The 18,753-nt window shown below is 62.0% G+C and carries 22 protein-coding genes and 2 tRNA genes; 5 read left to right on the forward strand and 19 right to left on the reverse strand.

Annotation, left to right across the window (positions count from 1 at the left end):
- Positions 1 to 88: 88 nt before the first annotated feature.
- The 6 genes from FLQ44_RS10810 to bfr all read right to left on the reverse strand — a co-directional run bounded on the left by FLQ44_RS10810 (position 89) and on the right by bfr (position 7,351).
- Complete coding sequence (locus FLQ44_RS10810; RefSeq protein ID WP_147694400.1) at positions 89 to 925, reverse strand: carbohydrate ABC transporter permease; 837 nt, start codon at positions 923 to 925, stop codon at positions 89 to 91.
- 1 nt (position 926) lies between these two features.
- Positions 927 to 1,865 (reverse strand): carbohydrate ABC transporter permease, encoded by a 939-nt coding sequence (locus tag FLQ44_RS10815; RefSeq protein ID WP_147694401.1) that lies wholly within the window; start codon positions 1,863 to 1,865, stop codon positions 927 to 929.
- Positions 1,866 to 1,970: 105 nt separating this feature from the next.
- Positions 1,971 to 3,245: an ABC transporter substrate-binding protein gene (locus tag FLQ44_RS10820; RefSeq protein ID WP_240801248.1), complete on the reverse strand. Its 1,275-nt coding sequence runs from the start codon at positions 3,243 to 3,245 to the stop codon at positions 1,971 to 1,973.
- A 156-nt stretch (positions 3,246 to 3,401) separates the two neighbouring features.
- On the reverse strand, positions 3,402 to 5,975 hold the full coding sequence (locus tag FLQ44_RS10825; protein WP_147694402.1) for a hybrid sensor histidine kinase/response regulator: 2,574 nt from the start codon (positions 5,973 to 5,975) through the stop codon (positions 3,402 to 3,404).
- Positions 5,972 to 6,712: a response regulator gene (locus FLQ44_RS10830; protein WP_147694403.1), complete on the reverse strand. Its 741-nt coding sequence runs from the start codon at positions 6,710 to 6,712 to the stop codon at positions 5,972 to 5,974. The genes FLQ44_RS10825 and FLQ44_RS10830 overlap by 4 nt, the downstream gene beginning before the upstream one ends.
- Before the next feature lie 150 nt (positions 6,713 to 6,862).
- A complete protein-coding gene (bfr, locus tag FLQ44_RS10835) occupies positions 6,863 to 7,351 on the reverse strand; it encodes a bacterioferritin (protein ID WP_147685576.1) in 489 nt (162 codons plus the stop codon).
- Positions 7,352 to 7,652: 301 nt separating this feature from the next.
- On the opposite strand from bfr, the gene dcd reads away from it, so the two are divergent.
- From dcd to FLQ44_RS10850, 3 genes are all read left to right on the forward strand, one after another.
- Positions 7,653 to 8,222 carry a dCTP deaminase gene (dcd, locus tag FLQ44_RS10840; protein WP_017508794.1) on the forward strand — a complete coding sequence of 190 codons (570 nt, stop codon included), beginning with the start codon at positions 7,653 to 7,655 and terminating at the stop codon, positions 8,220 to 8,222.
- A gap of 226 nt (positions 8,223 to 8,448) precedes the next feature.
- A complete protein-coding gene (locus FLQ44_RS10845) occupies positions 8,449 to 8,925 on the forward strand; it encodes a glutathione peroxidase (protein ID WP_147694404.1) in 477 nt (158 codons plus the stop codon).
- On the forward strand, positions 8,922 to 9,371 hold the full coding sequence (locus FLQ44_RS10850) for a MarR family winged helix-turn-helix transcriptional regulator (protein WP_276607847.1): 450 nt from the start codon (positions 8,922 to 8,924) through the stop codon (positions 9,369 to 9,371). The genes FLQ44_RS10845 and FLQ44_RS10850 overlap by 4 nt, the downstream gene beginning before the upstream one ends.
- 6 nt (positions 9,372 to 9,377) lie before the next feature.
- Here FLQ44_RS10850 and FLQ44_RS10855 read toward each other — a convergent pair whose 3' ends face one another.
- The 11 genes from FLQ44_RS10855 to FLQ44_RS10905 form a co-directional block, all read right to left on the reverse strand.
- Entirely contained in the window at positions 9,378 to 9,686 is a 309-nt protein-coding gene (locus tag FLQ44_RS10855) for a hypothetical protein (protein WP_147694406.1), read from the reverse strand.
- Between the two features lie 111 nt (positions 9,687 to 9,797).
- Positions 9,798 to 10,205, reverse strand: a complete 408-nt coding sequence (locus FLQ44_RS10860; RefSeq protein WP_147694407.1) for a YchJ family protein — start codon at positions 10,203 to 10,205, stop codon at positions 9,798 to 9,800.
- Entirely contained in the window at positions 10,202 to 10,618 is a 417-nt protein-coding gene (locus FLQ44_RS10865) for a putative periplasmic lipoprotein (protein ID WP_147694408.1), read from the reverse strand. Before FLQ44_RS10865 ends, FLQ44_RS10860 begins: the two co-directional genes overlap by 4 nt.
- Positions 10,619 to 10,712: 94 nt before the next feature.
- On the reverse strand, positions 10,713 to 11,648 hold the full coding sequence (gene cysK / locus FLQ44_RS10870; protein WP_147694409.1) for a cysteine synthase A: 936 nt from the start codon (positions 11,646 to 11,648) through the stop codon (positions 10,713 to 10,715).
- 121 nt (positions 11,649 to 11,769) lie between these two features.
- On the reverse strand, positions 11,770 to 12,303 hold the full coding sequence (locus FLQ44_RS10875) for a macro domain-containing protein (RefSeq protein ID WP_206208806.1): 534 nt from the start codon (positions 12,301 to 12,303) through the stop codon (positions 11,770 to 11,772).
- Between the two features lie 93 nt (positions 12,304 to 12,396).
- Positions 12,397 to 12,843 carry a ProQ/FINO family protein gene (locus FLQ44_RS10880; RefSeq protein WP_147694411.1) on the reverse strand — a complete coding sequence of 149 codons (447 nt, stop codon included), beginning with the start codon at positions 12,841 to 12,843 and terminating at the stop codon, positions 12,397 to 12,399.
- 155 nt (positions 12,844 to 12,998) lie between these two features.
- Positions 12,999 to 13,430, reverse strand: coding sequence for a type IV pilin protein (locus tag FLQ44_RS10885; protein WP_147694412.1), 432 nt, complete (start codon positions 13,428 to 13,430; stop codon positions 12,999 to 13,001).
- 65 nt (positions 13,431 to 13,495) lie between these two features.
- Positions 13,496 to 13,909: a pilus assembly PilX family protein gene (locus FLQ44_RS10890; RefSeq protein ID WP_147694413.1), complete on the reverse strand. Its 414-nt coding sequence runs from the start codon at positions 13,907 to 13,909 to the stop codon at positions 13,496 to 13,498.
- Positions 13,906 to 14,625 carry a PilW family protein gene (locus tag FLQ44_RS10895; protein ID WP_170252947.1) on the reverse strand — a complete coding sequence of 240 codons (720 nt, stop codon included), beginning with the start codon at positions 14,623 to 14,625 and terminating at the stop codon, positions 13,906 to 13,908. The genes FLQ44_RS10890 and FLQ44_RS10895 overlap by 4 nt, the downstream gene beginning before the upstream one ends.
- A gap of 5 nt (positions 14,626 to 14,630) precedes the next feature.
- A complete protein-coding gene (gene pilV, locus FLQ44_RS10900) occupies positions 14,631 to 15,218 on the reverse strand; it encodes a type IV pilus modification protein PilV (RefSeq protein ID WP_147694415.1) in 588 nt (195 codons plus the stop codon).
- Entirely contained in the window at positions 15,218 to 15,721 is a 504-nt protein-coding gene (locus FLQ44_RS10905; protein ID WP_147694416.1) for a GspH/FimT family pseudopilin, read from the reverse strand. Before FLQ44_RS10905 ends, pilV begins: the two co-directional genes overlap by 1 nt.
- Positions 15,722 to 16,080: 359 nt before the next feature.
- On the opposite strand from FLQ44_RS10905, the gene gltX reads away from it, so the two are divergent.
- Entirely contained in the window at positions 16,081 to 17,466 is a 1,386-nt protein-coding gene (gene gltX / locus FLQ44_RS10910) for a glutamate--tRNA ligase (protein WP_147694417.1), read from the forward strand.
- A 294-nt stretch (positions 17,467 to 17,760) separates the two neighbouring features.
- Positions 17,761 to 18,537 carry a substrate-binding periplasmic protein gene (locus FLQ44_RS10915; RefSeq protein WP_147694418.1) on the forward strand — a complete coding sequence of 259 codons (777 nt, stop codon included), beginning with the start codon at positions 17,761 to 17,763 and terminating at the stop codon, positions 18,535 to 18,537.
- Positions 18,538 to 18,570: 33 nt separating this feature from the next.
- Here the strand turns inward: FLQ44_RS10915 and FLQ44_RS10920 are convergent.
- Together FLQ44_RS10920 and FLQ44_RS10925 are read right to left on the reverse strand one after the other, a co-directional pair.
- Positions 18,571 to 18,647 (reverse strand) — tRNA-Pro (locus FLQ44_RS10920).
- Between the two features lie 29 nt (positions 18,648 to 18,676).
- A tRNA-Pro gene (locus tag FLQ44_RS10925) sits at positions 18,677 to 18,753 on the reverse strand.

An 18,753-nucleotide genomic window follows, 5' to 3' on the forward strand; every position in this document is an offset into this window, starting at 1 on the left:
GAATAGCTGGCGATGGCCTATTTCATGCCGGCGATCCGGCAGTATGGTTTTCCTGGTCATGCACAGGTGTTTTATGGCGAAAATAACATCAGCCTTTTACCGCGCCGGCTGTCAGGCCCGATACGATCTGGCGCTGGAAAATCAGCACCAGCACAATCAGCGGCACGGTCACGATCACCGAGGCGGCCATGATGTTGCCCCACGGCAGCTCGTAGCTGCTGGCCCCGCTAATCAGCGCAATGGCCACCGGCACCGTGCGCTGCTCGCCGGACAAGGTGAAGGTGAGCGCAAACAGGAACTCGTTCCACGCCGCGATGAAAGCCAGTAGCGAGGTAGCCGCCACCGCCGGCCACAGCAGCGGCAGGAAGATGCGGAAGATCACCGTCAGCACGCCGGCGCCGTCCATCAGCGCCGCTTCTTCCAGCTCACGCGGCAGCTCGCGCATGAAGGTCACCAGCACCCACACGGTAAACGGCAGGGTGAAGATCAGGTCGGACAACACCAGCGCCCACAGGCTGTCGTACAGGCCCAGCCACGAAATCAGCTCGAACAGGCCGGACAGGATGGCCACCTGCGGAAACATGGACACGCCCAGGATGGTCATCATCAGCACGCCACGGCCGCGAAACTGCACCCGGCCCAGCGCGTAGGCCGCCAGCAGCGACACGGTCAGCGACAGCAGCACCACGCCGCCCGCCACCAGTACCGAGTTCAGTAGGTTCTGGCCAAAGGGCTGCTCGGCAAACACGGCCACGTAGTTGGCCGCACTCCACACCTTGGGCCAGAAATCGCTGGAAAACAGCGCACTGCCCTGCTTGAACGAGCTGGCAATGGCGTAGGCAAACGGGTACAGCGAAAACGCCAGCACCAGCGGCAGCAGCAGGTAATACGCCAGGTCGGCGGCGTGTAATCGTTTAGGCAGCATGTCAGTGGCCCTCCATACGGCGGCGCGCCAGCGCCATGTAGCACAGGGTAATCAGCGCAATCAGCAGGAACAGCAGCGTGGCGGCGGCCGAGCCGTAGCCGGCCAGCTGAAAGTCGATCAGCTGTTCGCGCACGTACACCGACATGCTCTTGGTGCTGCGGCTGTTGGATGTCATCACGTAGATCAGGTCGAACACGCGCAGCGCGTCCAGCGTGCGGAAAATCATGGCCACCAGCACGGCCGGGGTAATCAGCGGCAGGGTGATATTGAGGAACACCGACCACGCCGGCACGCCGTCCACGCGCGCCGCTTCGTAGCAGTCGCCCGGCACCATCTGCAGCGCCGCCAGAATCAGCAGCGCCATGAAGGGCGTGGTTTTCCATACGTCCACCATGACGATGGTGGCAAAGGCCAGGTCGGGGTCGGCCGTCCACGCCAGCGGGGCATCGATCAGGCCGGCCGACAGCAGCATGGCGTTGATCACGCCAAACTGGTCGTGCAGCATCCAGGTCCACATTTTGGCCGATACCACGGTGGGAATGGCCCACGGCACCAGCACGGCGGCGCGCAGCAGCGCCTTCAGCGGCGACGGGTGGTTCAGCATCAGCGCGATGCCCAGGCCGAACAGCGTTTCCAGCGATACCGACAGCAGCGCGAACCACAGGGTATTGCGCACGGCGCCCCACCATTGCGGGTCGTTCAGCACGCCGGTATCACCCAGGTAGTTGGCCAGGCCGACAAACTGCCGCGCCGACAGGTCGGACAGCTGGGCATCGGTGAAGCTCATGAAGAAAGTGCGCGCCAGCGGCAGCCCGGCAATGGCAAACAGCACCAGAACCGAGGGCAGCACCAGCAGCCAGGCCATGCGCTGCCGGCTGCGCTGCAGCGACGACAAGGCACCCGCTGCCGGCATGGGCGCAGTGAGGGTAGAGCTAGACATAGGGTTCTCCGCGGGGCGGGCATGGGCTGCAGCCAAGGTTGGCCGCAGGCACCCGCCACCCCGTACAGGACAGGCAGCGGCTACCGCCGGGTAGCCGCCGGGGGCTTACTTGGCGCCGCTAAAGCCTTGTGGTGCCAGGCGCTTGAGCTGTGCATCCAGCTGGGCCAGCGAGGTTTTGGCATCGCTCTTGCCGGACAGCACGTCGTGGGTGGCATTCCAGAACTGGTTGCTCACCTGGTTGTAGCGCGCGGCAGATACCGAAGACGGGCGGCCCACGGCGCTGGTGAAGGTGTTGTACAGCTCGCCAAAGAACGGGTTGGCCTTCAGCACGTCCGGGTCGCGGTAAAGCGCGGCGATGGTGGGGTTGTAGGCGCCGTTGATGGCGCGCATTTTCTGCACGCTGCTGCTGGTCAGGTAGGCCACCAGCTCGGCTGCCAGCTTCTGGTTTTTGGAGTATTTCGACACTGCCAGCTGCCAGCCGCCCAGGGTGGCGGCATTGCGGCCATCGGCACCGCCTTTAGGCAGCGCCACCACGCCCACCTTGTCTTTCACCACGCTGTCCGGCTTTTGTGCCAGCGCCCAGGCGTAGGGCCAGTTGCGCATGAACACAGCGTTACCGGCCTGGAACACGCCACGTGCTTCTTCTTCGCCGTAGTTCAGTACCGCTTTCGGGGTGATGGTGCCTACCCAGCCGGCGGCGGTGGTCAGTGCCTTCACCGCCTGCGGGTTATTGATAGTGGGCTTGCCGCTGGCCGCGTCAATGATGGTGCCGCCCTTGTAGCTCACCACCCACTCCAGCGCGTCGCAGGTCAGGCCTTCGTAGGCGCGGCCCTGCCAGACATAGCCCCACATCTTGTCGTTGCCGGCGGCGCGCTCGGCGTCCTGGATTTTTTTGGCGCTGGCAGTGAGCTCTTCCCAGGTTTTGGGTACCGGCTGCTTGTGTTTTGCCAGCAGGTCTTTGCGGTAGTACAGCACGCCCGCGTCGGTAAACCACGGCATGGCCAACAGGCGGCTGCCGATGGTGTTATTGCTGATGATGCCGGCAAAATGCTGCTTTTCGGCACCGTTGGTGTACGGTTTCAGGTCCAGCAGGTGGTTGGCCAGAATGCCGGGCCACACCACGTCGATCTGGAACACGTCGATTTTGTCGGAGCCGCTGCCCAGAATCTGCTGGTACAGCGCCAGGCGCTCGTTGGAGTCGTTCGGGGTGGATACTACCTGCACGTCGTTGCCGGTTTTCTTGCTCCACTCGGCTACCGACTGCTTGCACAGCTCCAGCTCCTGGCCTACCGCGCCGCAGGAAATCTTCAGCGGGGCGGCGTGGGCGGTGGCCGCCAGGGTCATCAGTACGGCAGCGCTCATCAGGCTGTGTTTCATCATGCGTCTCCTCGTTGTGTTGTTGGCCGCACCCCTGCCAGCCTGCTGGCCGGTAGCGTGCCGTCGCCCTGCCATCTAAACGCGGAAACGTTAATGCGGCATTTCACCGCCATGCCGTTGCCATTAACAATTGCAATATACCCGGCCATGCGCCTGCCCTTATGCCTTGGCCAGCAGCCGCGCCAGGTCGTCGCGGCGGTAGGGCTTGGCCAGAAAGGCCACACCGGCGGGCCAGTCGCTGCGGCGGGCGTGGTGCTCGGGCGGCAGGCCGGAGGTCAGCACCACGCGCAGCGCCGGGTAGGCGGCCTGCAGCGTGCGGTACAGCCGCACACCGTCGCCGCCTTCGCCCAGCATGATGTCGGACAGCACCACATCGGCCTGGCCACCGGCGGCCAGCCAGCCCAGCAGCGCCGCCTCGCTGGCAAAGGTGCTGACACGCGCGCCCAGTGCGGCCAACTGTTGCTGTGCGGTGTCGCGTACGTCGGCGTCGTCTTCTACCAGCAGCACGTGGCGGGCCGGCAGCACGGCGGGCAAAACCGTGGCGCAGGCTAGCGGGCTGCACTGGCTGGTGCTGGCCGGCAGCTCGATGCACACCGTGGTGCCCTGCCCCTGGCGGCTGTGGATGGCCAGCTCGCCGCCACTTTGCTTCACAAAACCATACACGATGGACAAGCCCAGGCCGCTGCCCTTGCCCTGCGCCTTGGTGGTAAAAAACGGCTCCAGTACGTGCGGCAATACCTCGGGCGGGATGCCCGGCCCGTCGTCCTGCACCTTGATGGCCACCCAGTCGCGCCCATCGCGCGCTATGCGGCCAACCCGCAGCTGCAAGCTGCCGCGCTCGCCCATGGCCTGCGCCGCGTTTAGCGCCAGGTTGAGGATGGCGTTTTCCAGCTGGCCGCGGTCTACCTGCACCACCTGGCCTTCCGGCGCATCTACGCTCACGCGGATACCGTCGCTCACGCTGTATTCCACCAGATCCAGCATTTCGTACAGCATGTCGCCCACGTCTACCGGCTCGGTGCACAGGGGCTGGCGGCGGGCAAAGGCCAGCAGGCGCCGGGTAAGCGCCGCCGCCTTGTTGGCCGCCGCGTGGGCGCGCTCCAGCCGCTGCCGTGCGTCGGCTGGCAGGTCGGGGCGCAGCTCCAGCAGCTCCAGGTTGCCCAGGATGGCAATCAGGATATTGTTGAAGTCGTGCGCCACGCCGCCGGTGAGCTGGCCCAGCACTTCCATTTTTTGCATTTGTTGCAGCTGCGCTTCGGCGGCGCGGCGCGCCGACACATCGCGGCATACCGCTACCCAGCCGCCTTCCGGCATGGCGTGGCTCATGAACTCCAGCACGCGCCCGCCGGGCAGGTGCAGCTCGGCGTGGCTGGCAATGCGGTGGCTGTCGTCCGGCTGCGCCACGGTGTCGCCGGCTACCGCCTCCCAGCGGGTACCCGCCGGCATGGCCGCGCGCAGCGCCGTGTAGGGCATGCCGCTGTGCAGGCAATCTGCCGCCATGCCCAGCTGCGCCGGGAACTGCGGGTTCCACACCATCAGTTTGCCGTCCTCGTCGTATACCGACAGGCCGTCGTGCATGCTGCGAAACACGGTTTGCAGCAGGCGGCGCTGCGCTTCAATGCCGTGCGACAGGCGCTGTTTTTCCAGCAGGTTGTCGCGAAACACCTGAAAGGCCCGCGCCAGGTCGCCAATTTCGTCGGCTTGCTCGGTGGCGGGGGTGAGCTGCTCGGTATCGCCGCCGGCCAGGCGGCTCATCACGCTGGAAATCGCCTGCATACGCTGCGCCACGCGCCGCACATAGGCTGCGGCCAACATGGCCACCGCCACGCCGATGGCGGCCAGCAGCAAGGCACTGCTGCTGCCGGAGCGGATCTCGGTAGCCATCTGGCCACTGCGGTCGTCGGCCTGCTGGCGTATGGCCTGCACATAGTTGGCGGTGCGGCGGCTCAGGTGCTCGGCATTGCTGCGGTACAGCTGCAGCAACACGGCAAGGCGCTCGCCGCTTTCGGTAAGCTGGCGTTGCTGCTCGAACAGGTTTTGCGGTGCCTGCGCCATGACCTCCAGCTCTACCACCAGCCAGGGCGGCAGCTGCGCGGTTTCGCCGCGGCGCGCCATGGCCAGCATCAGCGCTTCGGCGCTGGCTTCCAGCTCGCCCAGGCGGGCGCGGTCGCGCGATAGCGGCACGGCCAACAGGGTTTGCCACAGCGGGATCAGCGTGGGGGCACGTCGCGCTTGCTGGGTGTGCTGTGCGGCCAACCTGCTGCCCAGCTCGTCCAGCCGTGCCATATAGGCGTTAAGGATTTGCTGGCTGCGCCGGCGCTGGGCCGACAGCAGCAAGAGCTGCGACAGGTCGCGCTCGGCGCCTTCCAGCATGCTGCTTACCGCCAGCTGGCGGTCGGCCTCGGGTGGCAGGTTGTGCGAAAGCAGGCGGATTTCGCGGGTGAGCGCCTGCAGGCGGTTGATGTCGCGCGACAGGGTTTCCGGCGCGTAGCTATCGGCCAGCGACGGGGCAATGGCGGCGATCTGCGATACTTTTTCCGCCAGCTCCAGCACGCGGGCCAGCTCCGGCATGACCTGCTCGCGAAAGCCGGTGAGGGTGTCCAGCGTGTTGCGCATGGCGCTGATGCTGACCACGATCACCACCAGCATCAGCACAAACAGCAGCACAAACGCTGCCTGCAGCCGGGCGCGTATCGGCTGCGTGCGCAGCTGTTGCAGCAGGGCGGGAATCATGCGGCCTGGGTTTTGCTGACGCTGGCGCGAAACACATAGCCGGCGCCGCGTTCGGTGCAGATAAGCTCGGGCAGGCGCGGGTTGGGTTCGATCTTGCGGCGCAGGCGCAGTATCAGCACGTCGATGGTGCGGTCGTACACCTCGGTATCCAGGCCACGGGTTTGTTCCAGCAGCTGTTCGCGGCTCCACACCCGGCCTGGGTGGCGCACCAATGCGGCCAACAGTGCGTATTCGCCCTGGGTAAGCGGGCACGGCTCGCCGCCACGGCTATGGCGCAGCTCGCGCGCAGTGGCGTCCAGCACCCAGCCGTGAAAACAGTAGCATTCGTGCGCCTCGCCCGGCTTGCGCAGCATGGGCAGCGACAGCTCGGTGGCACGGCGCAGCGCGGCGCGCACGCGGGCCAGGAACTCGCGGCCGGAAAACGGCTTGGTGAGGTAGTCGTCGGCGGCCAGCTCCAGCCCTAGCACACGGTCGGTTTCGTCGCCCTTGCCGCTCATCATGATGATGGGCACGGCCGACTGCGCACGCAGGGTGCGCGCCAGCTGCAGGCCGTCTTCGCCTTTTAGCCGCAGGTCCAGCACCACTAGCGCAAAAGCCTGCTGCTGCAGCGCGGCCTGCATCTCGCGGCCATTGGCAGCCCCCACTACCGCGTAGCCACAGTCCTGCAGCAGCGCGGCCAGCCAGTCGCGGATATCGGCCTCGTCATCCACGATCAGCACGGCATGCTTGTCGTCCATTATTGTCTCCCTGTTTTTTACCATCAGGTTTAACAGAAAGCCGTGTGGCGTGTGTTTCAATTATTTCAAATCGAAGGCAATAAAAAACCCTGCGTGCAATGGCAGGCAGGGTAGATGGCAAGGTTGGCCGCACGCGGCGGCCAGCCAGGTTTAGCTGGCGCTGGCGTCGCCGGCGATTTGCGACTGCTGGTAGTTGGCCAGGCCGACCAGACCGATCAGCTTGATCTGCTGTTCCAGCCAGTGGGCGTGGTCGTTTTCGGTTTCTTCCAGCAGCACCATCAGCTGCTCGCGGGTGATGTAGTCGCGCTCTTGCTCACAGACAGCGATCACGTCTTTCAGCGCGGCGGCAACACGGTATTCTACGTCCAGGTCGCTTTGCAGCATGGACGGCACATCGTCACCGATAACAATCGGCACGCGCTTGGCCACGTTGGGCTTGCCACCCAGGAACAGGATGCGGGCAATCAGCGTGCGGGCGTGTTCCAGCTCGTCTTCGCGCTCGTGGTCGATACGGGCAAACAGCTTGTTCAGGCCCCAGTCTTTATACATTTCGGCGTGTACAAAATACTGGTCGGCAGCAGACAGTTCTTCTGCCAGCAGGTCGTTAAGCAGCGCAATGATTTTTGGATGGCCTTGCATGGTATGTGCCCCTGTAATGCTGGTAATAACGTTGACAGGCGGATTCTAGTACAGGCCGGGCGAGCTGTCATGGTACATTTTTGCGAATTGTTCGCAATAATATTAACTTTACCACCATTGATGTCCAAATAAAAAGCATTAAATACCAATAAATACCAAAACAGTGCACTTAAAATGATTGCCGTGGCATCGCCATGCCAAATCCAGCCACGGCCAGGCCCATGCATGGCAAAGTAGCGCCTGTGCCTGTGTACCAGTAAAATCCCGCCAACTGAAAGCCAGCCCGAAAGAGAACAAGACGATGACCATCAAATCCGACAAATGGATTCGCCGCATGGCAGAACAGCACGGCATGATCGAGCCGTTTGTTCACGACCAGATCAAGAACGTAAACGGCGAAAAGGTGATCTCGTTCGGCACCTCCAGCTACGGCTACGATATCCGCTGCGCGGACGAGTTCAAGGTGTTTACCAATATCAACAGCACCATTGTGGACCCGAAAAACTTCGACCCGGATTCGTTTGTAGAAGTATCCGGCAAGGGCTACTGCATTATTCCGCCCAACAGCTTTGCGCTGGCTCGTACGGTGGAATACTTCCGCATCCCGCGCTCGGTGCTGACGGTGTGCCTGGGCAAATCCACCTACGCCCGCTGCGGCATTATCGTGAACGTGACACCGTTCGAGCCGGAATGGGAAGGCTACGTCACGCTGGAGTTTTCCAATACCACCCCGCTGCCCGCCAAGATCTACGCCAACGAAGGCGTGGCACAGGTGCTGTTCTTCGAGTCGGACGAAATCTGCGATGTGTCCTACAAAGACCGTGCCGGCAAATACATGGGCCAGGTAGGCGTGACCCTGCCCCGCCCCTGAGCGGCAAGCCCCCCCACACAACGCGGCCCAGGCCGCGTTTTTTGTTTTGGATCAAAGCTCGCATTTTGCCGCTACTGGTCTAGGATGAATTCAGGGTGTGCTGATACAGCCACCCTGGGCACAGCAAGCCGTTTCTTATGAGCGTTGTGGTTCCCCCTTGCCGCTTCGCTCTTTTTTTGCCCATTTCAATTGTTTACAATCTGATTTTTCACAATCAAATATCGCCATGTCTATCTATCAATACCGCGTACCCGCCCTGCTGGGCGGCGAAATCAATCTGGCCAACTATCAGGGCCAGGTCATGCTGCTGGTGAATACCGCCAGCGCCTGCGGCTTTACCTATCAATACGAAGGGCTGGAAGCCCTGCACCGCGAGCTGGGTGACAAAGGCCTGGCGGTGATTGGCTTCCCTTGCAACCAGTTTGGTAAGCAGGAGCCAGGCGGCGCCGAAGCCATCGGCAGCTTCTGCCAGAAAAACTACGGCGTGAGCTTTACCATGGCCGCCAAGATCGACGTAAACGGTGCCAACGCCCACCCGCTGTGGCAGCACCTGAAACAGCAGAAAGCCGGCATCCTGGGCACCCATGGCATTAAATGGAACTTCACCAAGTTTCTGGTCAATCGCCAAGGCCAGGTCGTTGGCCGCTTTGGCCCGCGCACCAAGCCCGAAGCCCTGCGCGCGCAGATAGAGGCACTGCTGTGAACCCGGCGCTGCTACTGGACAGCCAGCTGTGCTTTGCGCTGTATACCGCCAGCCGTAGCATGACCCAGGCCTACCAGCCGCTGCTGGGCGAGCTGGGGCTGACCTACCCGCAATATCTGGTGATGCTGGTGCTGTGGGAAGAAGACGGTGTCACAGTGAAACGGCTGGGCGAGCGCTTGCTGCTGGATTCGGGCACGCTGACACCACTGCTGAAACGGCTGGAGACAGCTGGCCTGCTGGTGCGCCAGCGTGCCAGCGCCGACGAGCGGCGGGTAGAGGTGTGGCTAAGCGCGGCCGGCAAGGCGCTGGAAAGCCAGGCCGCCGCCGTACCCCAGGCCATGCGCTGCCGCTACGGCGCCGAGGGGCGCGAGGCCGAGTCGGCCATGCTGCGGCAAACCCTGCAGCAACTGACCAAGCTACTGCAGGGCAAGCAGGATCAAGACTAGATGAGCCTAGATGGCTTCGCTGGCCGCCTGGCACGGGCTGTCCAGTGCCTCGCGCGCCTGCCTGGCCAGCGCGGCCAGGTCTGCGTCCAGATGCTGCTGCATATGACGCAGGGCGCCGGCCAGAATCGCGGACGCCAGCAGTGCTTCGTCGCACTGGAACACCTGGGCCATGGCGCGCAGCTGGCTGCAGCTCTGGTGGTTCAGCGGCAGAACCAACTGGCGTACCGGGTCTACCGACAGTAGCTGGCCCAGGTCGCGGCCTTCGGCCTGGTGGCGCTCCAGCTGGGCGATAAAGTCGTGCAGCGTATCGTTCATGTGTCACCTCTGCTTTGCTGGGGGATACCCGTTTCAGCATGGCACACGCGCTGCCCTTTCCCAGTGCCATAGCGATAAATAATGATCGCCATCAAGCATTTAGCGCCTGCACTAGCCGCCTTCGTGCAGGTCGCCATCCACATAGCGCCAGGCACCGTCTTCACGGCAAAAGCGGCTGGTTTCGTGCAGGCGGTAGGCGCGCCCGCCTACCTTGTAGCGCGCCACAAATTCCACCGTCCCCGCCTCATCACCCGCCTGGCCAGCCGCTGCGGCCAACACTTGCAGGCTCAGCCATTTCACGCCGTCGTCACTGGACAGGTCCAGGCTGTCTGGCCGGGTGCCTTGTGCCCAGGTTTGCAGCAGATAGGGTTCCAGCCGCAGCACAAAGGCGCTGTAGCGCGAACGCATCAGCTGCACCGCCTCGGCCGGCAGTGCCCCAGCGTGGTAGCGGCCGCAGCACTGCTCGTAAGGTAAAGGTTGGCCGCAGTGGCAGCCGCTCACTGGCGTGTTTTTTTTCATGGTGTTGCCCCCAATGGCGGCAGGCCGTAAAGCTTGAACAAGAAATGGGCGAAGGCAGGCTGGGCGGGCTTGTCCGGCAAGGCAGGCCAGCGCCGCTGCCATAGCTGCAGGCGGTCTTCCATCAGCTTTTGCGCACGGGCGCTGTCGATCTGGCCGGCATCGCGCTGCTGGGCGATGCGGCGATAGGTACGAAACAGGTCGTCGTCTACCGCGTTGCGGCCAACTTGCTGCTGACGCAGCGCATCCAGCCGGTCGGCCACCTGCACGCGTGTCAGCTCGCCTTTTGCCACGCGCGGTGCCAGCTGCTGCGCTTCGCGCATCAGGCTATCCGCCGCCTGCGACGCGCCCAGGCCGGGCAAAGCGGCGCAGCCGGCCAGCCACAGCAGTGACAGGAAAATAATCAGTTTTTTCATGACGGTGATTGTAATACCTGCGCGGCCCTGCCCTATCGATAAATGCAAAACCCCGCCACGCGGGCGGGGTTGCGGGTGAACACCAAGCCGGTAATCAGTCAGCCAGATGCTGGAACAGCGGGGTGGACAGGTAACGCTCGCCAAACGACGGAATCACCACCACGATCAGTTTGCCGGCGTTTTCCGGGCGCTTGGCCAGCTGCAAGGCAGCCCAGACGGCAGCACCGGACGAAATGCCCACCAGTACGCCTTCCTGCGTGGCCACATTGCGCGCGGTTTCGAAGGCGTCGTCGTTGGCCACGCGAATGATTTCGTCGTAAATGCCGGTGTTCAGGATGGGGGGCACAAAGCCGGCACCAATCCCCTGAATCGGGTGCGGGCCTTTGGCACCGCCAGACAGCACCGGCGAGGCATCCGGCTCTACGGCCACAATCTGTACGCCGGGTTTGCGCTCTTTCAGCACCTCGCCCACACCGGTAATGGTGCCGCCGGTGCCCACACCGGCCACCAGGATATCGATCTGGCCATCGGTATCGCGCCAGATTTCCTCGGCGGTGGTGCTGCGGTGGATGGCCGGGTTGGCCGGGTTTTCAAACTGCTGCGGCAGGAAGTGGGTGTCCGGGTTGGCCGCCACGATCTCGCGCGCCTTGGCAATGGCACCGCCCATGCCATCCGGGCCGGGGGTAAGCACCAGCTCGGCGCCATAGGCACGCAGCAGCTGGCGGCGTTCGCGGCTCATGGTTTCCGGCATGGTGATGATCAGCTTGTAGCCGCGCGCAGCGCACACCATGGCCAGGCCGATGCCGGTATTGCCCGAGGTAGGCTCGACAATGACCGTGTCGGGGCCGATCTTGCCGTCCCGCTCTGCCGCCTCGATCATCGCCACGGCAATACGGTCTTTTACGCTGTGGCCCGGGTTGAAGAACTCCAGCTTGGCCACCACAGTGGCGCCAGCGCCCTCGGTAACGCGGTTAAGGCGCACCAGGGGGGTGTTACCGATCAGGTCTGTTACAGAAGCGGCGATACGCATTGTCTTATTCTCCCAATTAAGCTCACGGCCCAGCCGTTATGCTGGGCAATTCTATACAGCCCGCCCTGGCCTGCCTAATATCATTTTTTGCTATGGTTCGAACCGCTGCCTATAACCGGCGCTAGCTGATACCGGGCATCACGCGGCAACCGGCCTGCCATACGCTGTCATCACCAGCCACCAGCACGATGCGCTGCAGGCTGTGCGGTGGTGCTGCGGCCAACCATTGGTTGATGGCCTGCCAGGCCACGTGCATGGCGGCCAACGCCGGGTAGCTGCCAGCGCTCATGGAGGGGAAGCCCAGCGAGCCGACACCGCGCGCAGCGGCCTCGTCCAGACTGTGGCGATAGCACGCCGCCAGTACTTCGGCCTCGCCATCGTCACCGCCGCGCCATACCGGGCCCACCGTGTGCAAGACAAAGCGCGCCGGCAACTGAAAGCCGGGCGTGACGCGCACCTGCCCAGCCGGGCAAAAGCCCAGCGCTAGGCAGGCTTGCAGCATGCCCGGGCCGGCCGCGCGGTGGATGGCACCATCCACGCCACCACCGGCGCCGCGCAGGCCAGGGTTGGCCGCATTGACAATGGCGTCTACCTGCAGCCGGGTGATATCTCCACGCCACAGCTCGATGGTGACACCGTGTTGCCGGGTGAGCATGCGCATCCTTTCCTGGCTGCCCTGGTGGCAGCAAAGACAAAAACAAAACCCCTCAAGCACAGGCCGGAGGGGTTGGGTAAACAGGTGCGGGGTTTATTCCGCAGCAGATTCTGCGGCCGGGGTATCTACCTGGGCCGCTGCCTCGGGTGCTGCTGCGTCTACTGGCGCAGGGGCGGCAGCGTCGGCTTTGGCCGGGCGGGGCTGGGCCATGCGCTCGGCGGCAGCTTTTTCTTCCGGGCTCACCACGCCTACCGGCTTCATGGCCAGGTCAAAGCGCTTGCCACCACGCGCCAGCGACTTGATATAGCGCTGACGGCGGCAGTGGTTAGCCAGCACGCGGGCAACCAGCTGCGCATCAAACTGCGGCAGCGCGGCAATCAGCGCCTCGTGGATGCCCAGTGCCAGCGGCAGGAAACGCTTGAATACTTCGTACTTGGCGTAAACGTGGGCGGCAATCATCTCGGTCTGGCTTTTCTTGCTCAGACTTTGTACTGCCGTCTTCAGTGCGGCACCCAGTGCCGTTTCATTATTGGATTTCATTGCATTCTTCATGGTTCAAGTCACTGGGCAAAACACGTTTGCGCGCAGTCCTTTCAAAAACAAGACACTAGGACAGCGACGCCATCCGGCAAAAAGGGGGCTATCTTAATGCAGCTAGGGCGCAGATGCCAGCAACAATACACCCGGCTGCCGTTTTACCAGCAGTTGGCCGCACTATACCCGCTGTACGTGGTGCTGACACCTTTACTGCCCGTGCTGCTCAGCGTCAGGGTATTGCACTTGTCGGTATTCTGCCCGGCTTTGCTTTGCGGGGTGGCGCTCAGGGTATAGCTGGCGGCAGGGTTGGCTGCGGTAATGGTGATGCTGTAAAAGCCGTTTTCGGTGACACCGCTGCTACTCAAGCTCATTACCGTACCCAGCGAGGCAATGGTGGTGCTGTACTGGTTATTGACCGAATAGTAACGCTCCTGCGCCAGGGCCACTGCAGCCAGGGCGGTTTTGGCCTCGGTACGGTTGGCGCGCACCACATAATCGCGGTACATCGGCATGGCAATGGCCGACAAGATGCCGACAATAGCCACCACGATAACCAGCTCGATCAAGGTAAAACCCTGGTTTTTGTTCATTTTGTCTCCATCAGGCATAGCCAAGCCGGCCTGCCTTTGCATACTGAAACCGGCCCGCTAGCCGGCTACTCTTCTACCGATACCACCGCTTCCAGCGCGGTGACCGAGTCGTTACGCACACCCGTGCCGCTGGCTACGATGCGGTAGTAAACCTTGCCCGCCGATGCGGTACAGTTGTTGACGCAACCTATGGTATAGCTGGCAGATGCCCCGGCCAGCGATGACACCACACCCCGTGCCGGCAGCGAGTTGGACGCGGTGATGCTAGCCAGATCATCCACCGTGGTCAGATAAATTTCGCCTTCACGCAGCGCGGCTTCTGCCGCCAGAAACGAGACGTTCTTTTCGCGCAGATTGCCCGAGATCTTTTCTTGCACAATGGCGCTTTTGGTCACGGCAAAGCCCAGCAGGCCCAGCACCAGCAGGAAGATCATTACCACCAGCAGGGAAAAGCCCTGCTGCATCGCTACCCTGCTCATGGGATATTCCTCAGATAAACCGAAGACCGGAACACCTTCGCAATCGCCCGGTTAGCCGGGGTATACGCATTCCCGTCGCAGTCTGCTGCAATCGTCTGGCTTACCGGGCTGACATTGTTCTCTAGCGACTGTACCAGCAGACAGAATCTGACGGCGTATACCGCGGAAGCCGGTGCATTTTGTACATACTGGTCGGCAATGCGGTCCAGCGGGTTCACGCTATCCTGGCCGTACGCTAGGCGAAACTGCACCACGCCGGGTACCACTTCTCCACCCTGGCACCACAGGCTGGTACCGCTGGCATGAATCCTGGCAGTAGAAGAAGCGTTAGCAGCAATACCTCGGCCCTGGCAATCCACCAGGCTGCCATCATCAGCACCGCTGTAACGCACTTGCACCACACCAGACGTGCCCAGCAATACTTGCCCCGCCGCCATCGCCAGATCCGTACCACTGGCGTTTTGCAGACCAAACACGCTATTAAAGTCCGCGGTAGCCACCTGCACCGCGCCAATATAGCCCGCCTGGCGCAGCTGCTGCGCCAGCCAGGACGTAGCAAAACGGCCGCGCTCCTGGATATCGGCCTGTGCCTGCTGGGTGCGGTAGGTCATTTTATTGGCCACAAAAAACTGCGCTGCCACCAGAATCAGAAAGAGCGACAGTGCCAGCGACAGCATCAGCTCGATAATGGTCAAACCGGCTTGTTTGTGTTTCATGATACTCACCGGAATGTGTAACTGATACTGGCAACCGTCGCCGATGCACGCAGCTCTTGCCATGTTAGCGATACCTGCAAGGAGCAGGGCTGGCTGGCAGCCCCCGCAGCTAGCGAGAAATTGCAGTTGGCCGCCGTAATGCCACTGGCCACAGCGCCATTGCGCAGCAAATTCAGCGCCCAGGTGCCCTGCGGCAACGTGCCGGACGCATCGGTTACCCACTGCGTCATCGAAGCCACGTCAGCATTCACAATGGCGGTCTGGCTGGCATTGGCCACCTTTAGGCACTCTGCCGCCCCGTCGGTCAGCGCGGTATTCGACGCCTGCTGCAAGTAGCAAGCCACCACAGGCGCCAGGATATACACGCTATTGTCTTCGTCGTAACGATAGATACTGTCTGCGGTATTGGTACGCATCCGCTCCGAAAAAGCCACGGCAAACTCGCTGGCGGCAGCACGCAGATAAGCCGTGCGCGTAGCTTGCAGGGCATTGGTCTGCAATGCCGAAATAGCCAGCAGGCCAAAGCCGATGATCACCACCGACACCAGCAGCTCGACAAAGGCAAAACCGTGCATCCGAACAGGACTATTCATTAGTTGACCACCCTGATCGTACCGTAGGGCGCCACCGTGACACTGGCAGACACCGTGTTATCGCTATTGCTGAAGGTGATGAGCTGGTTGTTCGGCACGCGGGCATTGGTTGCGGTACTTTTCACCTGGCCACTGGGCGCAAAACGCAGGCCAGCCAGGCCGCTGGAGGCATTGGCACCCACCTCGGCCTGATGCACTTTCAGCACGGTGCCGCTAGCCCCGCCACCCTGCACGATGGTGATCCAGTTTTTATTCCAGTCTGCGGCAGCGCCACAGCTGTTGGCCGCACTGGAAGAGGCGGCGCACACGCTGACATCAAAACCGCGCCGTATCGCCTCCGAGCGGGCGTTATTGAGGTCGGCCGCCAGTGCATAGGCAAACGACTGTACTTTGTTCTGCGCCACAAAGCGCGAATACGCCGGCACGGCATAGGCCATCACGATAGCGATGATCGCTACCGTAATGATTAACTCTACCAGCGTAAAACCCCGTTCCTGCCTCATGGCTGCCTTACCCGACCCTGCACGACACTACCTTCAAAATAGCCCATCAGGCCTTGGGCCCTGTGTGCACTTTTACAGAAAAACCTTGTAACAAAAGCAAGCGTACCGCAGCGCGCTCTATCGATACAAACATATTTCCCATGTTTGCTTATAGCTGTTAAAAGCCAAGCCCCATTTTAAACCAGCTATTTCTGCTGGCGTACAATACGGGTCTTTGTTTTATCGACACCCCGACACACCCCTTTAGCGCGTGAGCCTGGCCGGCACACGACACGGTGCGGTTTTATCGCACAGGCGGTTTGCCCGCCCTTTCGCTGGCAACGTACAATGGCGGTTTGACGATTTCGCAGGCGTAGACCATGATCCGCACCCGTTTTGCCCCTAGCCCCACCGGTTTCCTGCACATCGGCGGCGTGCGCACGGCACTGTTCTCCTGGGCATTTGCCCGCAAGCAAGGCGGCACCTTTGTGCTGCGCATCGAAGATACCGACCTGGAGCGCTCCACGCCAGAATCGGTAAAAGCCATTATGGATGGCATGCACTGGGTCGGCCTGGACTACGACGAAGGCCCGTTCTACCAGACCCACCGCTTCGACCGTTACAAAGAAGTGATCCAGCAGCTGCTGGCCAGCGGCCACGCTTACCACTGCTACTGCAGCAAGGAAGAGCTGGACACCCTGCGCGCCGAGCAAGAAGCCCGTGGCGAAAAGCCGCGCTACGACCGCCGCTGGCGCCCGGAGGCAGGCAAAACCCTGCCGCAGCCACCAGCCGACGTGCAGCCCGTGGTGCGCTTCAAAACCCCGCTGGACGGCTCGGTAGCGTGGGAAGACGCGGTAAAAGGCCGTATCGAAATCAATAACGAAGAGCTGGACGACCTGATCATCGCCCGCCCGGATGGCAGCCCCACCTATAACTTCTGCGTGGTGGTAGACGACTGGGACATGAACATTACCCACGTGATCCGCGGCGACGACCATGTGAACAACACCCCGCGCCAGATCAACATCCTGCTGGCACTGGGCGCCCCGCTGCCGGTTTACGGCCACCTGCCGATGATCCTCAACGAGGACGGCCAGAAGATGTCCAAGCGCCGCGACGCGGTAAGCGTGGTGGACTACGCCGCCAAAGGCATCCTGCCGGAAGCGCTGCTGAACTACCTGGCGCGCCTGGGCTGGGGCCATGGCGACGAAGAGTTCTTCAACATGGAACAGTTCGTAGAATGGTTTAGCCTGGAAGCCGTCAGCCCGTCTGCCAGCCGCTTCAACAACGAAAAATTCCTGTGGCTGAACGCACAGCACATCAAGGCTGCCGACAACCAGCGCCTGGCCGGCCTGATTGCCGACCGCCTGGCTGCGGCCAACGTAGACACCAGCAGTGGCCCGGCCCTGGCCGACGTGATTGCCCTGGTGAAAGAGCGCGTGCAAGACCTGAACGCGCTGGCGCGCGAAGTGGATTACTTCTACAGCAAGCGTACGCCACAGGCCGAAGACGTGGAAAAACACCTGTCCGCCGACAGCCTGGCGCGCATGCAGCGCTTCGCCGACCGCCTGGCTAGCCTGGACAGCTGGACCGCCGAAAGCATCCACGGCCTGTTCAAACCGTTCTGCGCCGACGAAGGCATCAAGATGGGCCAGCTGGGCATGCCGCTGCGTGTACTGGTCTGCGGCACCACCCAGACCCCATCCGTAGACGCGGTACTGGCGCTGATTGGCCAGCAGGCAGTGCTGCGCCGCATCCGCGGCTAAGCGCCACACCCAGCCACATACGGCAAAACCCCTCTTCGCCCAGCGCGAGAGGGGTTTTCTTTTGCGCGGCCAACGCTAGCTGACGCATATTATTTCACTGCGTTTCTTATTCAATCAGTACGCAGTACCAAAATACCAACAGGCTAATTTATTGAAATATAGCCTTTAGAAAATTGTTGTTTTATCTAGATTATCGCCAGCACGCACAATCCAATAAGGCTAGCCATACACTAGCTGCCATAGCCCACCCCAGCCACAAAGCCAAGCAACCGCACATAGCCAAGGAGGCAAGCCATGAACATTTCGCGCATCTGCCTGGCAATTGGCTTGCCAGCCTGCTTGTCTCCCGCCCTGGCACTGGCCATGACGGTCAACCCCGCCATCACGCTGGCCACCCTGGAATACCCGCCGTTTTGCGACAGCCAGAAACCCGGCGGCGGCGCCCTGGTTACCATTGTGCGCGAAGCGTTTGCCCAGGAAGACATACCGGTCAACCTGGTCGTCATGCCATGGCAACGCGTGATATCGCTCAGCCAGCATGGCCGTTTTGACGGCGTCATCGGCATATGGCAAACCGACCTGAAAAGCATGCGGCTAAAAGCAGGCAACCCGGTATTCCACAGCCTGATTGGTGCCTATGTCGTACAGGGCAAAGCGCCGCTTCCGCTGACAAGCGACTGGCTACAGGGCAAGCTTGCCGGCACCGTAGCGGGCTACCACTACCCAGGCAATATCCTTGGGCTAAAAATGGTGCTGGACAGCACACGGGATGACGAAACCAACCTGCGCAAACTGCAGCAGCAGCGTATACAGCTGGCCATAACCGAAAAAGCCGTAGGCGATGCCCTGATACGCTCCGGCAAGCTGCCTAGCAGACCAAAGCTGGCGTGGGGGGAGGTAACGCTGGCACGGGACACACTATCGGTAGGCTTTATCACCAGCAGCATGCAGCCATACTGGCTGAATGCCTTCAACCAGGGGCTATGGAAACTGCATCAAAGCGGGCGCTACCGCCAGATTGTGATGGCGCACCAGCTGCAAGAGTTTGCCATCCCGGCGCAAGCACCATGAAAAAAGCCTGCTCGAAAGCAGGCTTTTGCAATGTGGTCGGGGTGAGAGGATTCGAACCTCCGGCCTCTACGTCCCGAACGTAGCGCTCTACCAGGCTAAGCTACACCCCGAATAAGGACGGATCTGTCAGGATAAATGCTGGTCGGGGTGAGAGGATTCGAACCTCCGGCCTCTACGTCCCGAACGTAGCGCTCTACCAGGCTAAGCTACACCCCG

The organism is Vogesella mureinivorans (assembly GCF_007644035.1).
GTDB classification, from domain to species: Bacteria; Pseudomonadota; Gammaproteobacteria; order Burkholderiales; family Chromobacteriaceae; genus Vogesella; species Vogesella mureinivorans.

Coding starts and splice junctions, on each gene's coding strand:
- bfr (WP_147685576.1), bottom strand. CDS start 7,351: ATGCAAGGCCATCCAAAAATCATTGCGCTGCTTAACGACCTGCTGGCA.
- FLQ44_RS10895 (WP_170252947.1), bottom strand. CDS start 14,625: ATGAAACACAAACAAGCCGGTTTGACCATTATCGAGCTGATGCTGTCG.
- pilV (WP_147694415.1), bottom strand. CDS start 15,218: ATGAATAGTCCTGTTCGGATGCACGGTTTTGCCTTTGTCGAGCTGCTG.
- FLQ44_RS10890 (WP_147694413.1), bottom strand. CDS start 13,909: ATGAGCAGGGTAGCGATGCAGCAGGGCTTTTCCCTGCTGGTGGTAATG.
- gltX (WP_147694417.1), top strand. CDS start 16,081: ATGATCCGCACCCGTTTTGCCCCTAGCCCCACCGGTTTCCTGCACATC.
- dcd (WP_017508794.1), top strand. CDS start 7,653: ATGACCATCAAATCCGACAAATGGATTCGCCGCATGGCAGAACAGCAC.
- FLQ44_RS10865 (WP_147694408.1), bottom strand. CDS start 10,618: ATGAAAAAACTGATTATTTTCCTGTCACTGCTGTGGCTGGCCGGCTGC.
- FLQ44_RS10820 (WP_240801248.1), bottom strand. CDS start 3,245: ATGATGAAACACAGCCTGATGAGCGCTGCCGTACTGATGACCCTGGCG.
- FLQ44_RS10845 (WP_147694404.1), top strand. CDS start 8,449: ATGTCTATCTATCAATACCGCGTACCCGCCCTGCTGGGCGGCGAAATC.
- cysK (WP_147694409.1), bottom strand. CDS start 11,648: ATGCGTATCGCCGCTTCTGTAACAGACCTGATCGGTAACACCCCCCTG.
- FLQ44_RS10825 (WP_147694402.1), bottom strand. CDS start 5,975: ATGATTCCCGCCCTGCTGCAACAGCTGCGCACGCAGCCGATACGCGCC.
- FLQ44_RS10885 (WP_147694412.1), bottom strand. CDS start 13,430: ATGAACAAAAACCAGGGTTTTACCTTGATCGAGCTGGTTATCGTGGTG.
- FLQ44_RS10875 (WP_206208806.1), bottom strand. CDS start 12,303: ATGCTCACCCGGCAACACGGTGTCACCATCGAGCTGTGGCGTGGAGAT.
- FLQ44_RS10915 (WP_147694418.1), top strand. CDS start 17,761: ATGAACATTTCGCGCATCTGCCTGGCAATTGGCTTGCCAGCCTGCTTG.
- FLQ44_RS10830 (WP_147694403.1), bottom strand. CDS start 6,712: ATGGACGACAAGCATGCCGTGCTGATCGTGGATGACGAGGCCGATATC.
- FLQ44_RS10810 (WP_147694400.1), bottom strand. CDS start 925: ATGCTGCCTAAACGATTACACGCCGCCGACCTGGCGTATTACCTGCTG.
- FLQ44_RS10855 (WP_147694406.1), bottom strand. CDS start 9,686: ATGAACGATACGCTGCACGACTTTATCGCCCAGCTGGAGCGCCACCAG.
- FLQ44_RS10860 (WP_147694407.1), bottom strand. CDS start 10,205: ATGAAAAAAAACACGCCAGTGAGCGGCTGCCACTGCGGCCAACCTTTA.
- FLQ44_RS10880 (WP_147694411.1), bottom strand. CDS start 12,843: ATGAAATCCAATAATGAAACGGCACTGGGTGCCGCACTGAAGACGGCA.
- FLQ44_RS10905 (WP_147694416.1), bottom strand. CDS start 15,721: ATGAGGCAGGAACGGGGTTTTACGCTGGTAGAGTTAATCATTACGGTA.
- FLQ44_RS10815 (WP_147694401.1), bottom strand. CDS start 1,865: ATGTCTAGCTCTACCCTCACTGCGCCCATGCCGGCAGCGGGTGCCTTG.